Below are 19,307 nucleotides of genomic sequence, written 5' to 3'. Positions count from 1 at the left end.
GCTCTAGATTGCCTTTAATATACTGCCTATCTATGCCTATGTATAATTGCAGCTTTACGACATGGCTTATTGACAGCGGAAACTGATCATATATTCATAGTCATCATCACGTGATAAATTTGGCGAACCCGTACCAAGGATGGTACCGAGAACGGCACTCGCTTGACCAATCATACGCCCTGTACTCTCATTTAAAATGCCATTATATTTCACCTGGTCCTCAACGATAATGACCTGTTTGCCTCGGCAAGTAGTATTAGCGCTATCCAGTGCGTTTTGCTGAGCCTTTATTTTGGTATTGGCGATACCGGTCGTCTCATAAAGAGAGTTGGCGCGTTGAATAACCGGAGATGATGGAGTGGTTTGACAGGCGCTCAAAGCGAGTGCAGCGACTAAAGTTGCCGCTAAAGTAGCCGTTTTATTAAAAGTCTTCATAAGTGATTCCTAATTTCAGTAAATTAAAAATAAAAGCGTAAACCTAAAAGTGACACATAAATACGTTAAAGCTTTTATCAAACAGTGAAGCAATGTGACAATGTGACAATGAATAATGAATAATGAATAAAGGCTTTAACAGACAGGATGAATTTACTCTATTCATGTATTGAGTGTCTAGGCGGTTATTGTGTTCGGTATTGCGCTTATATTGCCTACCGCAATAGACGGTCATAAAGATATGTTGAGTTTATCCAGAAGTCGCAAGCTATGCCTGTCTGCTATATTTTTTTGATAATATTTTATGATTAATAATAAAAAAGTTGATAGATAGTGGCAATACACAGCAAATCACTTGAAATATAAACCATATCTAGGATAATTGAGTTATTCATTCTTAATTAATAAGTACTATATGCAATTGATTCCCGCTCCTGCTGGCGTGTTAGAGGTTGACGCGCTATGGCAACAAAACAATCCTAATGACCCAAATACGGATACAGTGGCACTGCTTTGTCATCCCAATCCGTTGTTCGATGGTACGATGAACAATAAAGTGGTTACGACCATGTACCGCTTTGCTCGTGACAATGGTATGCACGTGGTACGTTTTAACTTTCGCGGTGTGGGGCAGTCGACAGGTGAGCATGATTATGCCGATGGGGAGGTAGTCGATGCAATGACCGTGCTACAATGGATTGCAGAGCAAACCTCTGCACGCAAATTGTGGCTTGGCGGCTTCTCCTTTGGTGGTTATGTGACGGCGCGAGTGGCTGAGCAAGTGCTGGTGTCGCCGCACATATGGGGGCTGGATGATTTTGAGATATCAAAGATTGCTCTGATTGCTCCATCAGTTGAAAAAAATGACAGCAGTGATATAGACTTGCCCGCTGATAGAACCTTTGAGATTTATGGTAATGCAGATGAAGTCATTGACCCAAGTAGCATGCAAGATTTTGCTGAGCGCTTGGGGATTGACGTCAGTATCGTCGATGGTGCTGGGCACTTTTTTCATGGGCGCCTGTCTGAGCTGAAAAAACTATTAGAGCAGCATACTGATAACGGCGATATATAGTATGGTCAGTAAAAAGTCATATCGATACATTATGTACTACTGGTATTAATTTTTCTTGCTTGCTGTGCCTACGCAGACAGAGGCTGCAAAAAATTTATACCAGCAGTACCGTGGCGTTTTTAGGGTATTTTGACTATATTAGCGAGAAAGTGTTTGATTAGCGCAAAACCACTTAAAATGGCTTTGCGTTAATCAGTATTCATCTATGTTGATAGATTTAACAGATTATTTGTACGACCTTAAGCTGTGTTAACCTAAAGAATGGTCGTGATAAGCCATTCTGATAGACCAGTTGTTACTATCTCAGTGTAAAAATCATAAGTTAGTAACGATTGTCGGTATCAACACTTTATTCTGATATTTATTTTGTTTAATGATGAGTCGTATTATGAGTTTATCTCCCTTACAGCGTTATGAGCAAGCCATCAGCACGGATGAGTTTACTCGAGATGAGCAGCAGTATTTGGCCATGAGTTACTTGGATGGTCTTTACCATCAGCTCAATGATAGCGCGGTACAAAAAAAAGGCTTTTTTAGTTTTTTAAAAGCAAAGCCTGTTGCACCCAAAGGTTTGTATATGTGGGGCGGGGTAGGACGTGGTAAAACATGGATGATGGACATGTTTTATGATTCATTGACCATTGAGCGCAAGATGCGTCAACATTTTCATCATTTTATGCAGCGGGTACATCAAGAGTTACATAAGCTGCAAGGTGAGAGCGATCCGTTAGAAAAAGTCGCTGATATCATTTATGCCGAAGCGGTGATTATCTGTTTTGATGAGTTTTTTGTCTCCAACGTCTCTGATGCCATGATTTTAGGTGATTTGTTCACTATGCTATTCAATCGTGGCATTACGTTGGTGGCGACGTCAAATATTGAGCCATCAGGACTCTATAAAGATGGCTTGCATCGTGATCGCTTTATGCCTGCTATTGCCGAAGTTGAGAATCATACCAGCGTTATGAATATTGACTCTGGTATTGATTATCGCTTGCGTGTATTGCAACAAGCAGAGCTATACGAGTCGCCCATGACCAAAGCCAATCATCACTGGCTCGCCAACCGTTTTGCCAGCTTGTCTAATAATCAAAAATTTAGCAATGAGCCTATTACTGTAAATGGTCGTGAAATCAGAATTAATGCGCGCACCGATGACATCTTATTCTGCGATTTCCGTCATTTATGTATGGAGCCGCGTTCGGCATCTGATTTTATCGAAATTGCCAAGCAGTTTAGCACCGTACTCATCAATGCAGTGCCAGCGCTAGATGATGATTTACGTGACCCAACACGACGCTTTATTTACTTGGTCGATGAGTTTTATGATCGCCGCGTCAAATTATTGGTGCGCGCGCAGCAGCCGATTCTTGAGCTATATCAAGGAGAGAAATTGGCGTTTGAGATAGAGCGTACACGTTCGCGCCTGCTTGAGATGCAGTCAGAAGATTATCTAAAAATGGCGCATCGTACAGAAAATTTGGATGCTGCATAGATTTTATCATAATGGGTAAATATGCTTAATAGCTACACACATATAATAATGAATAAGGATAAATCATGAGTATCTCTGAAGAGTATAGGGATAATAACAGTGATGAGCCAAACAATACCGAAAGCCCGATAGTAACCAACTCACAAGTGACCGATGAACAATTGATCAATTGGATTAAATCGAGACGCAGTATCGGTAATCTGAGTATCCCTGCGCCGACAGAAAGCCAGATAAAAGCCGCTATCGATTGCGCAGTGACCGCCCCAGATCATAAGAAACTACAACCGTGGCGCTTTATCGTCACACAAGGCAATGCGCGTCATGAATTGGGTCGTGCATTTTTGGCGGCAGCTGAAGCGCAAGCGGCTCAAACAGGCGAGACACTGTCTGAAAAATCACGGCAACAAACTTATAACATGCCATTACGTGCGCCCGTTATTATTACTGTCGTCACGCAGATGCAAGCGCATAAAAAAGTGCCGCCCTTTGAGCAGGTGCTCAGTGTGGGTGCGGCGGTTCAAAACCTTATTTTAGCGTTAAAAGCGCAGGGTTTTAGTACCGTTTGGCGTACTGGTTTACTCTGTAATGAGCCTGCTGTTAAAGCGTATTTTGATGTAGATGCGGATGATTATGTCACGGCTTTTGTTTATACCGGCAGCAGTCCTTGTGATATGCCAACGCGCAAGCCAATTGATATTGAACCACTGACACGCTTTGAGCAATAAATGTCTTTATTGCAGTAACATAGTGGGCAACCAAGAGCACAGCTATAGTCGGTGAAAAGTAATATCGATACAACACGTACTACTGGTGCAAATTTTTCTTGCTTGCTGTGTCTACGCAGACAGAGGCTGCAAAAAAATGACACCAGCAATACGGTAGCGACTTTAAAGTATTTCAACTATAAGTAATGACTTAACGAAAATGGCTGTTTGGCGGAGCTGGTAGCGTAAAGAATACTACTAGTTTGTACAAATAATTGTTCATAAATTTTGCTACTCTCACTGTATACTCAGCATAAATCAATTGATCACAAAGTCAGTTAACACGGATAAAACATATGACAAGCGCTAATGACAAAAGCACAGATACCAATGTAGACAGTACTCAAGCTGAGCAAAAAATGGCTGAAAAACAAAATAAATTGTTGTCTGGTATCATTGAGCGTGCCACCAAATCTGGCATTGGACGCAAAAAGTTAAATCCAAGTGCGGTAGAATCCGCAGTGGCAAAAAATATGGCAGAGATACATAATAATCCGACCAAGCTGCGTTTGGTGGTCTTAGGCGGTGGCAGCTTTGGCACAGCCATGGCAAACTTAGCGGCACGCAATGGCTGCGATACCACGCTTTGGGTACGTAATAAGCGTACCGTCAAAGCGATGGCAAAATCGCAAATGAATAAAAAATATTTGCCAGGCTATAAGCTTGATGATCGCCTAAAATATAGTCACGAGCTACAAGCCGCAGTCAAAGATACGGATATCATCTTCATTGCCGTACCGGGATTGGCATTTCGTGAAACGCTTAAAAGTATAGCCCCTTTTATTAGTGGGCAGTCTATTGTTTCTTTGACCAAAGGGATGGAGAAAGATACCTTTGCCCTGATGAGTGACATCATCAAAGAAGAGCTACCGGAAGTAAACTTTGGTGTGATGTCAGGTCCAAATCTTGCTATAGAAATTATGAAAAACATGCCATCTGCCACGGTAATCGCTAGTGAATCTGAACCATTACGTCATGCCGTACAAGCGGCATTACATAGTGCATTCTTTAGAGTGTTTGCTAGTGACGATATCCGCGGCGTTGAGCTTGGCGGCGCGCTAAAGAATATTTATGCCATTGCTATGGGTATGGCAGCCGCTTACGAGGTTGGTGAAAATACTAAAGCGATGATTTTGACTCGTGGCTTAGCAGAAATGAGTCGCTTTGGTGTACACGCCGGTGCCAATCCGCTGACCTTTTTAGGGCTATCAGGTGTCGGGGATTTATATGCCACTTGTAGCTCGGAGCTTAGTCGTAACTATCGTATTGGTAATATGCTTGGTCGCGGTATGACGATTGATGCTGCGGTCAAAAAACTGGGACAAACTGCTGAAGGCGTCAATACCATTCAGCAAGTACACGAAAAAGCCACCAAAGAAGGCATCTATATGCCTATTACTCATGCGCTGCATGCCGTCATTTATGAAGATAAAGCGGCGCTTGGTGTTGCTTTGCACTTAATGGAAGCAGGCTTTCGTAGTGATGTTGAGTTTGTCATGGAGCATGACCATAGCAATGCTTCGCTGACGGCACAAATGCAAACCGCAAACAATCAGGCAAAGAATGAAAAAACTAAGCCGGATAATAAATAGCCGGATAATAAATAGAAAGTACTGATATCACATAGTAGCGCTATAGCAGTAGCGTGTGAACAAAAGCGACTCTCCTTTATGTTGAATGACGCCAAATTAGAGTCATTCAACATAGCAACATAGCAACATAGCCACGTAGCTTGTACTTTAAACTGACAATATAAAAACAATAAATAAGGTTGATAAGTCATGAAAATTATATTGATTCGCCATGGTCAAGCAGAAGACGAGACGCGTCCGGATAGTGCCCGTCAGCTGACAGATTTTGGTCAGCAGCAAGCAAAGCAGACGGCAGAATATATCACTACGTACTATCAGCCGGATTATTTTTTGGTCAGTCCTTATGTGAGGGCGCAGCAGACACTGGCAGAACTACAAGCGCAATTGCCTGCTGTGCTATCGAGCATACAAGACAATCTCACGCCGTCTGACGATGCGCGTCAAGCGTTATCCGAGATTTCTGACATTGAAGGCGAGTGTCTGGTGGTGGTTTGTCATATGTCTATTATTGCTTATATTGCAGGGTTACTGACCAATGACTATCCTGAGTCTTTTTCTTTAGCAGAAGCACGCGTGTTTGAGATGGACTTTGTGATGGCAGGTATGGCACGCGAGATTGCCCGCTTTGTACCAGATCAGCCTTATTGATATAGCTAATCCACTTTTAAAAGGGTACAGAACTACTGGGGTTAATTATTCACAGCCTCTGTCTGCGTAGGCACAGCAAGCAAGAAAAATTTGCACCAGTAGTACGTGTTGTATCGATATTACTTTTACCGACTATATATGTTAATGTAAGAAATAAACAGTCGTATTATGTCTGCTAAGCCGTGATTTGTGTTTGTCTCTCGATATTCTCTATGCAAAATTGGCTGATGAAACTTTGGTCTTATTTCGACTAAGCTGATATAATCGCTGCGCTTGACCACATTGGTTTTTTTATTCATTTTCACTTTCAAGCAGGGTCTGTCATTACTATGTCTTATGCCTTACTTCGCCCTTTTTTGTTTAATATGGACCCTGAACACGCGCACGAAATGACCTTATCCTTATTGGATAAAGCTCATAAAGCGCGTGTTTTAGGTTTGGTCTATGGTCAATCTATGCAGCCAACAGATTGCATGGGCTTGCAGTTTTCTAACCCTGTTGGACTCGCTGCCGGACTGGATAAAAATGGCGATTATATTGATGCCTTGGCTGAGCTTGGTTTTGGCTTTATAGAAGTGGGTACGGTCACGCCAAAGCCGCAAGTCGGTAATGACAGACCACGCCTGTTTAGACTCAAGCAGGCAGACGCCATTATTAACCGTATGGGTTTTAATAATGAAGGGGTCGATTACCTGATTGAAAATGTGAAGCGCTGTAAGTATAAAGGCAATATCGGCATCAATATTGGTAAAAATGCCGCGACGCCAGTTGAGCAAGCGGCTGACGACTATGTGTATTGCTTAGAGCGTGTTTACCCGCATGCTTCTTATATCACTGTCAATATCTCCTCGCCAAATACCAAAAACTTACGTGACCTGCAAAGTGGGGAAGCGTTAACCCATCTATTAGATGCGATCAAAAACCGCCACAGTCAGTTGGCCACAGAATATGGTTTTTATGTGCCTTTAGTGCTGAAAGTGGCGCCTGATTTAGACCCGCTACAGGTTGATTATATCTCTCAGCAACTCCTAGATTTTGAGATTGATGGTTTGATTGCGACCAATACTACTTTAAGCCGAGTGGGTGTCGAAGACTTGCCGGATGGCGACCAAGCAGGTGGTCTATCAGGTCGTCCTGTTAGCCACATTAGCACTCAGATTTTACAACAATTCTCTGATCAGCTGGATGGTAAAGTGGCATTGATTGGTGTGGGCGGTATCGATAGCGGCGCTAAAGCGGTCAAGAAAATTGAAGCAGGCGCAGATATGGTTCAGCTCTATTCGGGTCTTATTTATAAAGGGCCTGGGCTTGTGCAGTCTTGCATACAATCTATCGGCGGTTATTACGACGCTATGGAAAATTAAGCGAAGCCATGTGGATTAAGTGAAGAGTGTGATGGCTTGTTATTTAATATTTAATCCAATTTTATACGACAGATATAAAGTAATGAGGCGGTAAACATGAGTGGTTTAGACATTGTGATTGCTGTTGTTGTTTTGATTGGCTTATGGCGTGGCTTTCAGGTCGGCTTGATTAAGACGGCAGTCGGTCTAGTTGGTTGGTTTATTGCGCTCATTGCAGCGAGCAAATTGGCAGCTTCAGTGGCACCGCAGTTATCGGGTATTGTGCAAAACCCTGTATTACAGATGGCAAGTGCTTTTTTATTGGTGGTGATTGCGATATTGGCTATCATGCATTTGGTAGCTTTTGTATTCTCAGGTGTGTTAAAAACCTTGCGTTTGGGTGTGCTTGATAAGATGGCAGGTGGAATATTAGGCGCTGCTAAAAATGTGCTGATGGTTTTGGTGATTCTTAGCATTAGTTCGCCATTATTGGTACAAATGCCGCAATGGCAGACATCCGTACTGGCACCTGAGCTGTTACCTTATGCTCCTGTCGGTAGAGCACTGGTCTCAGACATGTTTGGAATGGCTTGGGATCAAGTTAATCAATCGTAAGGGTTGAATAAAAGGCTATTCAACCGCATGTAATATTCGGAAAACAGCATTCATCAATTATTAATGCTCAATTATCAACCGTTTGTTTTATAGATAATTGTCTTCTCAATAAGATTTTAATCTTAGCAAACATCATCAGCTTGGCGGCATGTGACAGGTCATAAACTAAAACGATTCTGTCAGTCATGGTGCCGTTATTGTATTTTTAATGTGTGGTTCAAATTCAAAATAGGATACAACTATGTGTGGAGTCGTTGGGGTCGCAGCTCATGAGCCGGTCAACCAAATTTTGTATGATGCCTTAACCATGTTGCAGCACCGTGGGCAAGATGCGGCAGGTATTGTGACTTTACAGGATGGACGTTTATATTTACGTAAAGAAAACGGCATGGTACGTGACGTCTTTATGAGTCGCCATATGTTAAAGCTGGTCGGTAAATTTGGTATCGGACATGTGCGTTATCCAACTGCTGGAACGTCTAGCAGTGCTGAAGCACAGCCTTTTTATGTCAACTCGCCTTACGGTATTACCCTTGCACATAATGGTAATTTGACCAATGCTGAGAGCTTGGCAAAATCGCTTTATCAAGAAGATCGCCGCCATTTAAATACCGACTCAGATTCTGAGGTATTGCTCAATGTGCTTGCACATGAGATGCAAAATCTAGGAAAAACTCATCCAACGCCTACTGATATCTTTGAAGCAGTCACAGCGGTTTATAGTCGTGTTGAAGGCGCTTACGGTGTGGTCGCTCTGATTACCGGTCATGGTTTGCTAGCATTCCGTGATCCAAATGGTATTCGACCGCTTATCTTTGGTAAGCGCATGGCTGCTAATGGCGGCACAGAATACATGGTGGCATCAGAATCGGTTGCCTTAACAGGTTCAGGTTTTAGTATTGTGCGTGATGTTAAGCCTGGCGAAGCTATCTTTATTGATCTAGATCATAAACTGCATACGCATCAGTGCGTCGAGCAAAAAGAATATACGCCATGTATCTTTGAATACGTTTATTTTGCCCGTCCAGATTCAATTATGGATAATATTTCTGTCTACAAATCGCGCTTACGTATGGGCGAAAAACTGGCTGATAAAATCCTTGCTGAATGGGGTGAAGATCATGATATCGATGTCGTCATTCCTATTCCAGATACCTCGCGCACCTCAGCGATGGAGCTGGCGCTAAAGATGAATGTGAAGTATCGTGAAGGGTTTATGAAAAACCGCTATATCGGTCGTACCTTTATTATGCCAGGTCAGCAGCAACGCAAAAAGTCAGTACGTCAAAAGCTCAGTGCGGTACCATTAGAGTTTAAAGGTAAAAACGTACTCTTGGTTGATGATTCTATCGTTCGCGGTACCACTTGCCATGAGATTATCCAAATGGCACGCGATGCAGGCGCTCGTAAAGTATTCTTTGCCAGTGCATCGCCACCGGTTAAATATCCAAACGTCTATGGTATTGATATGCCAGTGCGTAGCGAGCTGATCGCATCAGGGCATAGCGTTGAAGAGGTACGAGAAATTATTGGCGCTGACCGTTTAATTTTCCAAGATTTGGATGATTTGATTGAGGCGGTAAAAGATACTAAGCATAGCAAAGTTGAAGGCTTTGATTGTGCGGTATTCAATGGCTGTTATATCACCGGTCAAATCAACGAAGCGTATCTTGAGCATCTGCAAGAGCAGCGTAACGACACTGCTAAAAAGGGTAAAGAAGGGGTACAAGTAGTGGCTGATACACCAGTAGATATGATGGGGGTAGAAGAGCTTTAGATTGCTTAATAAGTGATAACTAAATTGTTTTGAATATAGAAAAAGGCTGGATTCGTTGAGAATCCAGCCTTTTTTATTGTCGAAATATATAGTTTTAAGAGTGATTCTTTAAATTAAAAACGCATTAAAAAACCATAAAAAACCATTAATCGCAGCGATACCGACCACCATACTGACTAGTAATTGACGGCTAATGTGGTAAATAAACAATACCAAAAATAAAGCGCCAATTTGTGCCATTAATAAATGCAGCTCTGCACTGTTAATACTTGTGTTTTGTGATAAACCTTGATAAGACAAGCTGGTCAAAATCAGCAGTACCATAACAGATAGCGGTAAACTTTCATTTAATCGATGCAGCCACGGCGTATCAAGCAGTTTTTTGGGTATCAAAGCCGGTAGGGCACGCGTCACAAAGGTCACTGCTGCCATAGCAAAGGTTGCAATAATCAGATAGCTACTGATCATTATTGTCTCCTTTTACGCTATATGGTGTAAAAAACCCACGAGCCAAAATCATCATCATACAAATAGTAATTGCCACCAGTAGTAACCAATGACTGGTAAATAGTGAAGCGATAGCCAACGCAATGACAGCAATAACAATAGGGAAATAACGTTTGATGCTTTGAAATTGTTCATACGCCAAAATCGCGAATAAACATACCAAGGCAAAATCTAAATGTGGCACTAAGTCACTCAGGGCGCTGCCAATCAAAACGCCAATGGCACTCGCTAGCACCCACCAGCCTTGATTAAATATGCTGACCGGTAATATCAACGATTGCCGTGATTCGTTCGGTAAACTGGTCATCACCGAAAAAGTCTCATCGGTGAGGGCAAATAAACAATAGGTTTTGGCTATTTTGTTTTGTGGTAGATATTGTAATAACGGCATGCCATAAAAGACATGACGCAAATTAATCGCTGCAATGTTGGTAGCAATACTACCAATCGGTAATCCGGCACTCAGCATCGGTAGGCAGGCATATTGCGCCGCGCCTGCATATAACACCACGCTGAGCATAATCGTTGCCCATATTGGTATACCAGCAACTTGGGCAAGCACACCAAAGGCGATACCCGCTGGCAAATAACCCATGGCAACTGGTAAGCTTTTTTTAAAGCCTTCTGCCCAGTCATAGCCTTGTATTTGAGTTTGATTGATCTCATTTGATTGAGTGTTCACGTCACGTCCTAGTTTTTACTATTTTTGTTTATCATTAAACTTTAAAAGGGGCTTATAGTGTGATGCTGATCGGTCAATGGTCAATGGTCAATGGTCAATGGTCAAATTGGAGTTTTTCATAGCTGCCTGTTTGATGAGCACGGTATAAAAACCCAGCGAGTATCAGCATTCTTAGTAACAATAAGCACCATACGCTAAGCCAGATGCCAGTCATACCCCATTGTTGATAAAGCAACCAACTCAGTGGGAAAAAGATAGCTGCTAATATAAGGGCGGCATTTCGGATAATATTACCTGCTGTTAAACCAAAAAATATCCCATCTAGCCAATAAGCACCAACGCCAACAAGAGGTAGTAATACAGCATAAAGATGATAGTCGTAGGCAAGAGTAAAGACCGATTCGATATTGGTCATAAACTGTAAATATGTGGGCATTGCAAGCCACCATATCGCACTTAGCAAGATGGCAAGACCGTAGCTCACGATGCCGGTGCGTTTAACAATAATACGAAAGCGTGACCAATCGCGTCGACCTGCTGCTTGTCCGCTTAACGTCTCAGCAGAGACTGCCACCCCGTCCAGTGCAAAGGCTGAGATACTCAATACTTGTAATAAAATAGCATTGGCCGCCAATATAACATCACCGCTCTGGGCGGAGAGGCGAGTAATCCAAGCAAAGCTTAGCGTTAAGATAAGCGTACGGATAAAAATATCTTTATTTAATGAAAATAGCCTAAGCATCTTACTCTTGCTAAAATGCTGCGGGTCAGTGGTAAATAACGCCCACCAAGATATCTTTAGATGCTGACGACTAAGCCATAATGCTAATACCACACCTAACCAAAAAGCTATTGCCGTACCCAACGCAACACCGACCAAGCCCATATTCATTCCAAAGACAAAAAATAGAGTCAGAATGATATTAATTATGGCGATAAAACCTTGTTGATACAGCATATAACGGGTCTTGCCTTGACCTGCAAACCAGCCAATAAAAGCAAAGTTCATCAACTCAGCTATTACACCCCAAAAGCGCACATCTAAATAAGTCTTTGCTGCAATACCGCTATTAGGGTTGGCGGAGAGCGCTTGTAGACCCATATCAATGAGCCAAGGTTTTGCCAGTAGTAAAACCGTGCCAATAATAAATGCCAAAACCAAAGCGCGTTGCAAGATTAATAACAGCGGTGATTGCTGACTTTGATTATTTTTTAGGATGTCGCTATGAGCGGTGTTTTTATTAGCCTGCTGTCCTAATGCCTGCGCCGAAAGTCCAGATGAGGCATATTGCAAAAAGTTAAAACTGACGAGCAATAGTGATAGTAGTTGTACTGCAAGCCCGATACCAGCAAGTTTTGCCGTGTCATTCATATTGCCAATAATTGCCGTATCAATGATGCTTTGTAGTGGCATCGCAAGATTTGCCAGTAATACCGGCAATGCAATAGCGATAATACGCGCATAACGAGTATCAATGGGCGGCATCGCACTTGGCGGTAGGGTAGATGACATAATAAAATCGCTTAGATAGGCAGATTGAGAATGCTCATATATAGGTAGTGTTAAGGATAAAAATTTATAGCAGCGCTAAACTCTTTAGGTGTTGATTTGATTTTGACCATCATACATAAACAAAAGCACCTAGAGTCTAGGTGCCTTTGTCATGATAACGATTGTCTACTCACTCAGTAGATAATTTACTAAGTGAGCAGGGGTGCCATTATCAATCTTGTTCAAACATCTTTGGATCATTGAAAGTCACAATTTCTTCTTCAAACTCAGGTTTTACTTTAACGATAAAGTCATCACGTGACAGACCCATCGCTAGAGGAATCGAGCTTGCAATATAGGTAGATGAATAAGTACCAGCAAGCAAACCAATAAATAGCGCAGCTGAGAACCAGAATAAGCCATCACCGCCTAGGAACAGCATTGCTAATACCACTAATAGCACGGTTGAGATAGTCATAATCGTACGACGTAGTGTCTCTGTCAATGACAAATCAATCGTTTGACGCGGACTAATACCACGAACACGGCGGAAGTTCTCACGGATACGGTCATAAACGACGATAGTATCGTTCAATGAATAACCAATTAATGCCAAGATAGCTGCTAGTACCGTTAAGTCGAATGGGAAACCAAATAAAGCAAAGACACCGATGGTAACGATAGCATCATGGAACAAGGACAATACCGCGCCAAGCGCCAGTTTGAACTGGAAGCGCAGGGCGACATATCCAAGCATACATGCTAGTGCGAGCACAATCGACATGACTGAGCTTAAGTAAACCTCATTACCCACTTGACTACCGATAATATTAACATTGCTGATTTCAACATTGTTATTAGGTAGCGCTAAAGCTTCGCTCAGGCTGGTGTTAAGACCATCGATGTTATCAGATTGAGGTGGTAAGCGTATTAGCAGCTCTTGCGAGGTGCCTAGATATTGCACGACTGCATCATCAAAGCCATTATCTGCTAACGCATTGACCACATCACCCTGCTCGACAGATTGCTCATAGCGCACATCTGCTGACACGCCGCCGGTAAAATCGAGACCAAGGTTTAAGCCATTGACTGCAATCGCAATAATACTACCAATCACCAAAATGATTGATAAAATTCCCATTGGCTTTTCTATCTTCATAAAAGGGATAATACGCTGATCACCGACGGCTTTGATACCGCCTTCGGCATAGGCAGCTGCATCATCAGCGGCGTCACCTAGTGCCAAGTTGGGATCGATAGCAGTAGTCGCGAGTACTTGACTGCCTGTATCAGCGCCTTTGCCACTACGCTTAGTTTTACCAGCTGATTTCTTAGCAGTGGCGTTATTGGTTTGGGTATTACTACCTTTGCCATCACGACGCGGTTTTTTACGGCGACGCGTGCTTGCTTCACTATTTGAGCCGTTCGGTTCAGGATTGTTCTGTTGTTCTAGAGGGTTGTTATTATCGATTGCCATAGTTTTCTCCTAACCGATGCTCAGACGTTTGATAGATTTACGCTTACCATAAGCAATTTGTATCAGTGCACGGGTTACCAAAATTGCAGTAAACAGCGAGCTGACGATACCAATTGCTAAAGTAATCGCAAAGCCTTTAATCGGACCCGTACCAATCGAAAATAAGATAAAAGCGACGAGTAATGTTGTGATATTGGCATCGAAAATACTACTATAAGCACGATCAAAACCTGCTACGATAGCCGATTTCGGTCTCACTCCATTAGCCAGCTCTTCACGGATACGCTCAAAAATTAGGACGTTGGCATCGACCGCCATACCAATGGTTAATACAATACCAGCGATACCAGGTAGCGTCAGTGATGAGCCTAAGATGGACATAATAGAGATGATGATAATAACGTTCACTGCTAGAGCAATATTGGCAATCACACCAAACAGGCGATAGAAGATAATCATAAACGCAAAGACTAATAAATAACCTACCTGCGTAGAGAATAATCCTTTATCGATATTTTCCTGACCCAGTGATGGACCAATGGTGCGCTCTTCAACAAAATACATCGGTGCCGCTAATGCGCCTGAGCGTAGTAACAGCGCAAGCTCAGCAGCTTCAGCACTACTATCAAGACCGGTAATACGGAATGATGAGCCAAGGACTGCTTGGATATTGGCACGGTTAATGACTTTTGTTTCAGCATAAGGCGTCCGTACTTCGACGGTCTCGCCAGTGGCTGAGTCTTCTTTATAAGTGACTCTTTGCTTGTTTTCAATGAACACTACAGCCATTTGTTTGCCAACTGCGGTACGGGTAGCATTTTGCATCAGTTTGCCACCAGCGTTGTCTAAGGTGATACTAACCTCAGGTGAGCCACTTTCATCAATGCCTGTCTGAGCATTGGTGACTTTATCACCAGTGACGATCGCTTGACGCTCTAGCAATACGGGCGGACCATCAAGCGTTTCAAATGGGAAAGCTTCAGTGCCGGCAGGGGGTATACCGCCCGTATAATTTTCGGCACCTTCAGCGACCATACGGAACTCAAGGTTGGCTGTACGACCAAGGACACGTTTTGCCTCAGCCGTATCTTGTACACCTGGCAGCTCAACGACGATACGGCTAGCACCTTGTGATTGTACCAAGGCTTCTGTTACCCCAAGTTCAGCAATACGATTGCGTAGGGTATTCAGGTTCTGATTGACCGCATAGCTATTGATTTCATCTAAAGTGGCATCGTTATACGCCAAAATTAGCGCAGGACCTTGCTCATCGATAGAAGATTGCAGCGTAAAAGTATTACCTATTGAGCTTTGCAACACGTTTTGTGCACGGTTACGATTGTCTGTATCAGAAAAATGCAATACCACAGTGCGCTTGTCGTTTTTGATACCTTTAACAGCAATACGCTCAGCTCTTAGATCTCGTCGAATATCACGACTGGCACTGGTCAGACGTTGTTCGAGTGCCTTATCCATGTCAACTTCTAACACAAAACGGACACCACCACGCAAATCAAGACCAAGTTTCATGGGCTTTGCGCCGATATCACGCAACCATTGCGGCGTTGTCTGCGCTAAGTTCAGTGCGACCACATAGTTATCGCCCAAGTTCTTTCTCAATACTTCCTGAGCCTTGAGCTGATCGACTGGGTTATCAAGACGTACTAATGCACTGTTGCCTTTAAACGTACCATCATGGTAGTTCAAGCCAGCTTCTTTCAACAAATCTTGCGACTGAGTCAAGATGCCATCAGACAACTGTGTGCCTGCTGCGGCACTGGTAATCTGTACGGCAGGTTCGTCAGGATATAAGTTAGGAGCAGCGTATAGACCGGCAATGATTAGTACGACGGTGATGAGTAGGTATTTCCAAGCGGGATATTGCATAATCACTTCTTTAAGTTGATAAACTACTGGCGACGCAGGCCACAAGTTAGCAGATGGGAAGTTAGCGATAACAATGGTGAGGTACTTATTCAGCCGCTATAGCAGCCATGATAGTGCACCACTGTGATCATCCGCGATGATATAGTCAGTTCAGAATAAAAGAACTACAAATAGAGCTGCGTTTTGCTGGGATAAATTTTCTTCGCTTACTATGCACTCTAGCGGCATCGAAAAATTCATCGCAGCAGCACTGTATTCTTTTTTAAAATGTACGAACCATAGTAAAGCATCAAACGAAAAATGACCGTAAATAATGTACGGTCATTTTATAATCATTACAACTATTAATTGATACTGAAATAGTAATGGTAAGTCATTATCCGACAAGCCATTATTCCAGTGATCAATGGTCACAATTATGAGTAACGATTAAACGCTTTCGATAGTACCAGCCGGCAATACTGAAATAACAGAAGCACGTTGTACCTTGATATCTGTATTATTATTTAAGCTTACAACCGCATAATCGCCTTCCAAATGTTTGATACGACCCATCAAACCACCAGCAAATATGATTTCACTGCCGACTGTTAAAGCGCTTACCATAGCGCGATGCTCTTTAGTACGTTTTGATTGTGGACGAATGACCAAAAAGTAAAAAATAGCAAAAAAAGCAACTGGCAACAAGATTTGACCCAACAGTGATGTAGCTCCGGCAGTTTCAGCAGCATGAGCAGCTTGAATAAATAACAACATAGTTTCTCTCGACAAGTTATAGATAATAATTAATTTAGACGCATAGTAGCAAAAAATACCAGACTTGGTAACTGTTAATCATAAGCTGGGTATATTTTTCTTAACCCAAAGTCACGTTGATAGCACACTATTTTGCCTATCTTCCTTTTTAAACTGTCTATACTATATAGAATCTATTAACTTATAAAACAAGCCTAATATTAAATAGGTACTATGCTAGCAAGGAAAATCAAGATTTCTCCCATTCTCAAATGTATCGTGATTATTGAAATATATAGCGATTTATTGTGAAATAAGCGCATCAATGCTACTATTGAAAGCGAATAGTCATCAGTCTTTACAGTAAAATTTAATCAACTGTACTGAGCGATATGTGCTCATTTATATATCAAAAATCCAGACCATATCAGATAATATTTTCTATCTGCTTGCCTCTGCTCATGATATATTGTGACTTCTTTTTACTTCCTTTTTCTTCTTTATTTAGGTTACCTAACTTGTTCACCTCTTTTGTGTCTGTACCTCGTTTACATCGTTCGCGTGCTTGTCGTAAAGACGCCTCTGCCAAACCTCCCCCGACGATGCGTGGCGATACTCGCTTGAGTATCAAATCATTGTTGGCGTTATCTGTATGGATAACACTGCTGCTACCGCAAACGGTTTGGGCAGCTGAAGGAGTAGCGGACCCAAGTACAAGCAGCGTATTGCTGCTCATACTATATGTAGTAGTTGCCATTGGTATCTCATTTATCTGTTCACTGGCAGAGTCAGCACTCCTGACGATGACGCCGTCTTATATCGCTGATGTTCAAGAGCGCAATCCCAAAAAAGCCCATATGCTAAGACGCCTAAAGATTGATAATATCGATCAATCCTTGGCTGCTATTTTGACCCTGAATACAGTGGCACATACATTTGGCTCGATAGGCGCGGGTGCACAAGCAACGATTGTATTTGGTAGTGCTTGGTTTGGTCTGTTTTCTGCCATTATGACCCTTGCAATTTTATTCTTATCTGAAATTATTCCAAAAACCCTGGGTACGATGTACTGGCGTCAACTCAGCGGCATGGTTGCCTACTTTGTACGTGGTATTATTTTACTTCTATATCCCTTAATCTGGATTTCAGAAAAACTCACTAAGCTGCTAGTACGTGGCAAAGAACCACAAACCTTTAGTCGTCGTGAGTTTGCAGCGCTTGCCAGTATTGGTGAAGAAGCGGGACAAATCGACCCATTGGAATCGCGTATCATCCGCAACCTGCTGGCATTTGGTGCTATTAAAGTTGAAGATATTATGACGCCGCGCTCAGTGATGTTGGCTTTTGAAGAAAATAAAACCGTTGCAGAGTTACTGGTCGATCGACCAAAACTGACCTTCTCAAGATTACCGATTTATGATGGCGATTTGGATAATATTACAGGCTTTGTATTAAAAACAGACATGCTATTGGCAAAGGTTAATCATGCTGTCGATAGACCATTGACGCAGTTTAAACGTGACATCACCTTCGTATTTTCAAAGATGAAATTGTTTGATTTGCTCGAGCTAATGCTTAAAAATCGCATCCATATTGCCATTACAGTCGGTGAATACGGGGAAGTCAAAGGCTTAGTCACTCTAGAAGATGTGTTCGAAACACTCTTAGGTCTTGAAATTGTCGATGAGATAGACCGTGTTGAAGACATGCAGGCATTAGCACGGCAAATGATGGACAGACGTATCGAGCGTTTGGGTATGAAGCTGAGCGATGATGAGCATTATGAAGACTATACGGTAGATAATAAGCAGTAAAAACTTAATAAGTCATTGCTGCTTAAACTATTATATAAGTGTCATAAATTGTCTATATAAGTGTGATAAATTATCGTCTGCTTTTTATCAGATAACTTTTTTGTCTAAAAAGCCTGCCCTACTGAGATAGTCGCAATAATTACACAGGGTGTCACATGGCTGTGAGAATTAAGTGATAGGCTAAAAGCCTCCTAACAAGAGGCGGCTAGAAATCTAATATAAAAATACTTGTTAGAAATGCCTATCAATAGAAACACTGGTTGATTATTGCATTGATTAAAATTGCATTGATTAAATATACTAGGTCATCAGCAGTTAATGGTTCAGTAGGTATAAGATTTATTGGATATAAATAGCACTCTATAATTAAATCGTAGCTATGTCATTGTGGTTTAATAACAATGATTATAAAACCACCATTAAGGAATGTCATGAAACAACTATGGGGAAAAGAGCTGTTGGCTCTGTTGATGAAAAGTGCTAGCGTGATAGCAATTGCTGCTGCCGTCAGCACCATGACTGTCAGTGCGCAAGCGGCAACCATGACTGAAGCCTTGGTACAAAACTACGCGATTGCTATGAAAGCTGCGGCTAATAATCAAAATATTAATCAGGTCGCGCGTTTGGTTTCTGATGAAGCGTTGATTTCATTGTCAAGAAAAGGCAAGTCTACCAGTTTAGATAAAGAGGCTTATTTAAAGTTACTGCAAAATAGCTGGGGTAATACCTCAAACTATCGCTATGATATCAATGTCGATAATATTGTGATTTCAGGTGGGCAAGCAAAAGCCAATGTGACTACCTATGAAAGCTGGGTCAAAGATGGCCAAAAGGTCTCCTTTGTCACCACTTCAAGAGTGACACTGGCTTTGTCTACTGATGATGCAATACTTTTGCGTGCTGTATCCCAAGTCACGATTAATTAGTCTTCGTTCGATAATAAAGTCAGCTAATAAGCAAAACCTTTGG

The 19,307-nt window shown here is 42.1% G+C and carries 17 protein-coding genes; 10 read left to right on the top strand and 7 right to left on the bottom strand.

Annotated features, from left to right (window positions below; genetic code table 11):
• Positions 1–66: 66 nt before the first annotated feature.
• Complete coding sequence (locus PSYC_RS06690) at positions 67–435, bottom strand: hypothetical protein (protein ID WP_011280562.1); 369 nt, start codon at positions 433–435, stop codon at positions 67–69.
• 415 nt (positions 436–850) lie between these two features.
• On the opposite strand from PSYC_RS06690, the gene PSYC_RS06685 reads away from it, so the two are divergent.
• The 8 genes from PSYC_RS06685 (at position 851) to purF (ending at position 9,744) form a co-directional block, all read left to right on the top strand.
• Positions 851–1,510 (top strand): alpha/beta hydrolase, encoded by a 660-nt coding sequence (locus PSYC_RS06685; RefSeq protein ID WP_011280561.1) that lies wholly within the window; start codon positions 851–853, stop codon positions 1,508–1,510.
• 388 nt (positions 1,511–1,898) lie between these two features.
• Positions 1,899–3,005: a cell division protein ZapE gene (gene zapE, locus PSYC_RS06680; protein ID WP_041757691.1), complete on the top strand. Its 1,107-nt coding sequence runs from the start codon at positions 1,899–1,901 to the stop codon at positions 3,003–3,005.
• 65 nt (positions 3,006–3,070) lie between these two features.
• Positions 3,071–3,730 (top strand): nitroreductase family protein, encoded by a 660-nt coding sequence (locus PSYC_RS06675; protein WP_011280559.1) that lies wholly within the window; start codon positions 3,071–3,073, stop codon positions 3,728–3,730.
• Between the two features lie 335 nt (positions 3,731–4,065).
• Positions 4,066–5,361, top strand: coding sequence for an NAD(P)H-dependent glycerol-3-phosphate dehydrogenase (locus PSYC_RS06670; protein WP_041757689.1), 1,296 nt, complete (start codon positions 4,066–4,068; stop codon positions 5,359–5,361).
• A gap of 189 nt (positions 5,362–5,550) precedes the next feature.
• Entirely contained in the window at positions 5,551–6,009 is a 459-nt protein-coding gene (gene sixA / locus PSYC_RS06665; RefSeq protein WP_011280557.1) for a phosphohistidine phosphatase SixA, read from the top strand.
• 329 nt (positions 6,010–6,338) lie between these two features.
• The gene (locus tag PSYC_RS06660) at positions 6,339–7,373 is read left to right on the top strand and encodes a quinone-dependent dihydroorotate dehydrogenase (protein ID WP_011280556.1); all 1,035 of its coding nucleotides are present in this window, start codon (positions 6,339–6,341) and stop codon (positions 7,371–7,373) included.
• Positions 7,374–7,469: 96 nt separating this feature from the next.
• Positions 7,470–7,967 (top strand): CvpA family protein, encoded by a 498-nt coding sequence (locus tag PSYC_RS06655; protein ID WP_011280555.1) that lies wholly within the window; start codon positions 7,470–7,472, stop codon positions 7,965–7,967.
• Positions 7,968–8,208: 241 nt separating this feature from the next.
• On the top strand, positions 8,209–9,744 hold the full coding sequence (purF, locus tag PSYC_RS06650) for an amidophosphoribosyltransferase (protein WP_011280554.1): 1,536 nt from the start codon (positions 8,209–8,211) through the stop codon (positions 9,742–9,744).
• A gap of 108 nt (positions 9,745–9,852) precedes the next feature.
• On the opposite strand, the gene PSYC_RS06645 is transcribed toward purF, so the two are convergent.
• From PSYC_RS06645 to yajC, 6 genes are all read right to left on the bottom strand, one after another.
• Positions 9,853–10,212 (bottom strand): AzlD domain-containing protein, encoded by a 360-nt coding sequence (locus PSYC_RS06645; protein WP_011280553.1) that lies wholly within the window; start codon positions 10,210–10,212, stop codon positions 9,853–9,855.
• Positions 10,202–10,933, bottom strand: coding sequence for an AzlC family ABC transporter permease (locus tag PSYC_RS06640; protein WP_011280552.1), 732 nt, complete (start codon positions 10,931–10,933; stop codon positions 10,202–10,204). Before PSYC_RS06640 ends, PSYC_RS06645 begins: the two co-directional genes overlap by 11 nt.
• A 94-nt stretch (positions 10,934–11,027) precedes the next feature.
• Positions 11,028–12,446, bottom strand: coding sequence for an MATE family efflux transporter (locus PSYC_RS06635; protein WP_011280551.1), 1,419 nt, complete (start codon positions 12,444–12,446; stop codon positions 11,028–11,030).
• A 211-nt stretch (positions 12,447–12,657) separates the two neighbouring features.
• On the bottom strand, positions 12,658–13,902 hold the full coding sequence (gene secF, locus PSYC_RS06630) for a protein translocase subunit SecF (RefSeq protein ID WP_011280550.1): 1,245 nt from the start codon (positions 13,900–13,902) through the stop codon (positions 12,658–12,660).
• A gap of 9 nt (positions 13,903–13,911) precedes the next feature.
• A complete protein-coding gene (secD, locus tag PSYC_RS06625; protein ID WP_011280549.1) occupies positions 13,912–15,789 on the bottom strand; it encodes a protein translocase subunit SecD in 1,878 nt (625 codons plus the stop codon).
• Positions 15,790–16,218: 429 nt separating this feature from the next.
• The gene (gene yajC / locus PSYC_RS06620; protein ID WP_011280548.1) at positions 16,219–16,545 is read right to left on the bottom strand and encodes a preprotein translocase subunit YajC; all 327 of its coding nucleotides are present in this window, start codon (positions 16,543–16,545) and stop codon (positions 16,219–16,221) included.
• Between the two features lie 512 nt (positions 16,546–17,057).
• Here yajC and PSYC_RS06615 point away from each other — a divergent pair.
• Together PSYC_RS06615 and PSYC_RS06610 are read left to right on the top strand one after the other, a co-directional pair.
• Positions 17,058–18,338, top strand: a complete 1,281-nt coding sequence (locus PSYC_RS06615) for a CNNM domain-containing protein (protein ID WP_083756051.1) — start codon at positions 17,058–17,060, stop codon at positions 18,336–18,338.
• Positions 18,339–18,769: 431 nt separating this feature from the next.
• Entirely contained in the window at positions 18,770–19,264 is a 495-nt protein-coding gene (locus PSYC_RS06610; RefSeq protein ID WP_011280546.1) for a hypothetical protein, read from the top strand.
• The last annotated feature ends 43 nt before the right edge of the window (positions 19,265–19,307 follow it).

It is taken from the genome of Psychrobacter arcticus 273-4 (assembly GCF_000012305.1).
In the GTDB taxonomy this organism is placed as follows: Bacteria; Pseudomonadota; Gammaproteobacteria; order Pseudomonadales; family Moraxellaceae; genus Psychrobacter; species Psychrobacter arcticus.
Note: the sequence above shows the minus strand (reverse complement) of the source record. Positions and strands in the feature narration are given on the sequence as shown.

What these genes read in the sequence shown, in the direction of transcription:
- PSYC_RS06685 (WP_011280561.1), top strand. Translation starts at nt 851, where the DNA reads ATGCAATTGATTCCCGCTCCTGCTGGCGTGTTAGAGGTTGACGCGCTA.
- PSYC_RS06645 (WP_011280553.1), bottom strand. Translation starts at nt 10,212, where the DNA reads ATGATCAGTAGCTATCTGATTATTGCAACCTTTGCTATGGCAGCAGTG.
- secF (WP_011280550.1), bottom strand. Translation starts at nt 13,902, where the DNA reads ATGGCAATCGATAATAACAACCCTCTAGAACAACAGAACAATCCTGAA.
- PSYC_RS06690 (WP_011280562.1), bottom strand. Translation starts at nt 435, where the DNA reads ATGAAGACTTTTAATAAAACGGCTACTTTAGCGGCAACTTTAGTCGCT.
- yajC (WP_011280548.1), bottom strand. Translation starts at nt 16,545, where the DNA reads ATGTTGTTATTTATTCAAGCTGCTCATGCTGCTGAAACTGCCGGAGCT.
- PSYC_RS06675 (WP_011280559.1), top strand. Translation starts at nt 3,071, where the DNA reads ATGAGTATCTCTGAAGAGTATAGGGATAATAACAGTGATGAGCCAAAC.
- PSYC_RS06670 (WP_041757689.1), top strand. Translation starts at nt 4,066, where the DNA reads ATGACAAGCGCTAATGACAAAAGCACAGATACCAATGTAGACAGTACT.
- PSYC_RS06660 (WP_011280556.1), top strand. Translation starts at nt 6,339, where the DNA reads ATGTCTTATGCCTTACTTCGCCCTTTTTTGTTTAATATGGACCCTGAA.
- secD (WP_011280549.1), bottom strand. Translation starts at nt 15,789, where the DNA reads ATGCAATATCCCGCTTGGAAATACCTACTCATCACCGTCGTACTAATC.
- purF (WP_011280554.1), top strand. Translation starts at nt 8,209, where the DNA reads ATGTGTGGAGTCGTTGGGGTCGCAGCTCATGAGCCGGTCAACCAAATT.
- PSYC_RS06635 (WP_011280551.1), bottom strand. Translation starts at nt 12,446, where the DNA reads ATGTCATCTACCCTACCGCCAAGTGCGATGCCGCCCATTGATACTCGT.
- sixA (WP_011280557.1), top strand. Translation starts at nt 5,551, where the DNA reads ATGAAAATTATATTGATTCGCCATGGTCAAGCAGAAGACGAGACGCGT.
- zapE (WP_041757691.1), top strand. Translation starts at nt 1,899, where the DNA reads ATGAGTTTATCTCCCTTACAGCGTTATGAGCAAGCCATCAGCACGGAT.
- PSYC_RS06610 (WP_011280546.1), top strand. Translation starts at nt 18,770, where the DNA reads ATGAAACAACTATGGGGAAAAGAGCTGTTGGCTCTGTTGATGAAAAGT.
- PSYC_RS06655 (WP_011280555.1), top strand. Translation starts at nt 7,470, where the DNA reads ATGAGTGGTTTAGACATTGTGATTGCTGTTGTTGTTTTGATTGGCTTA.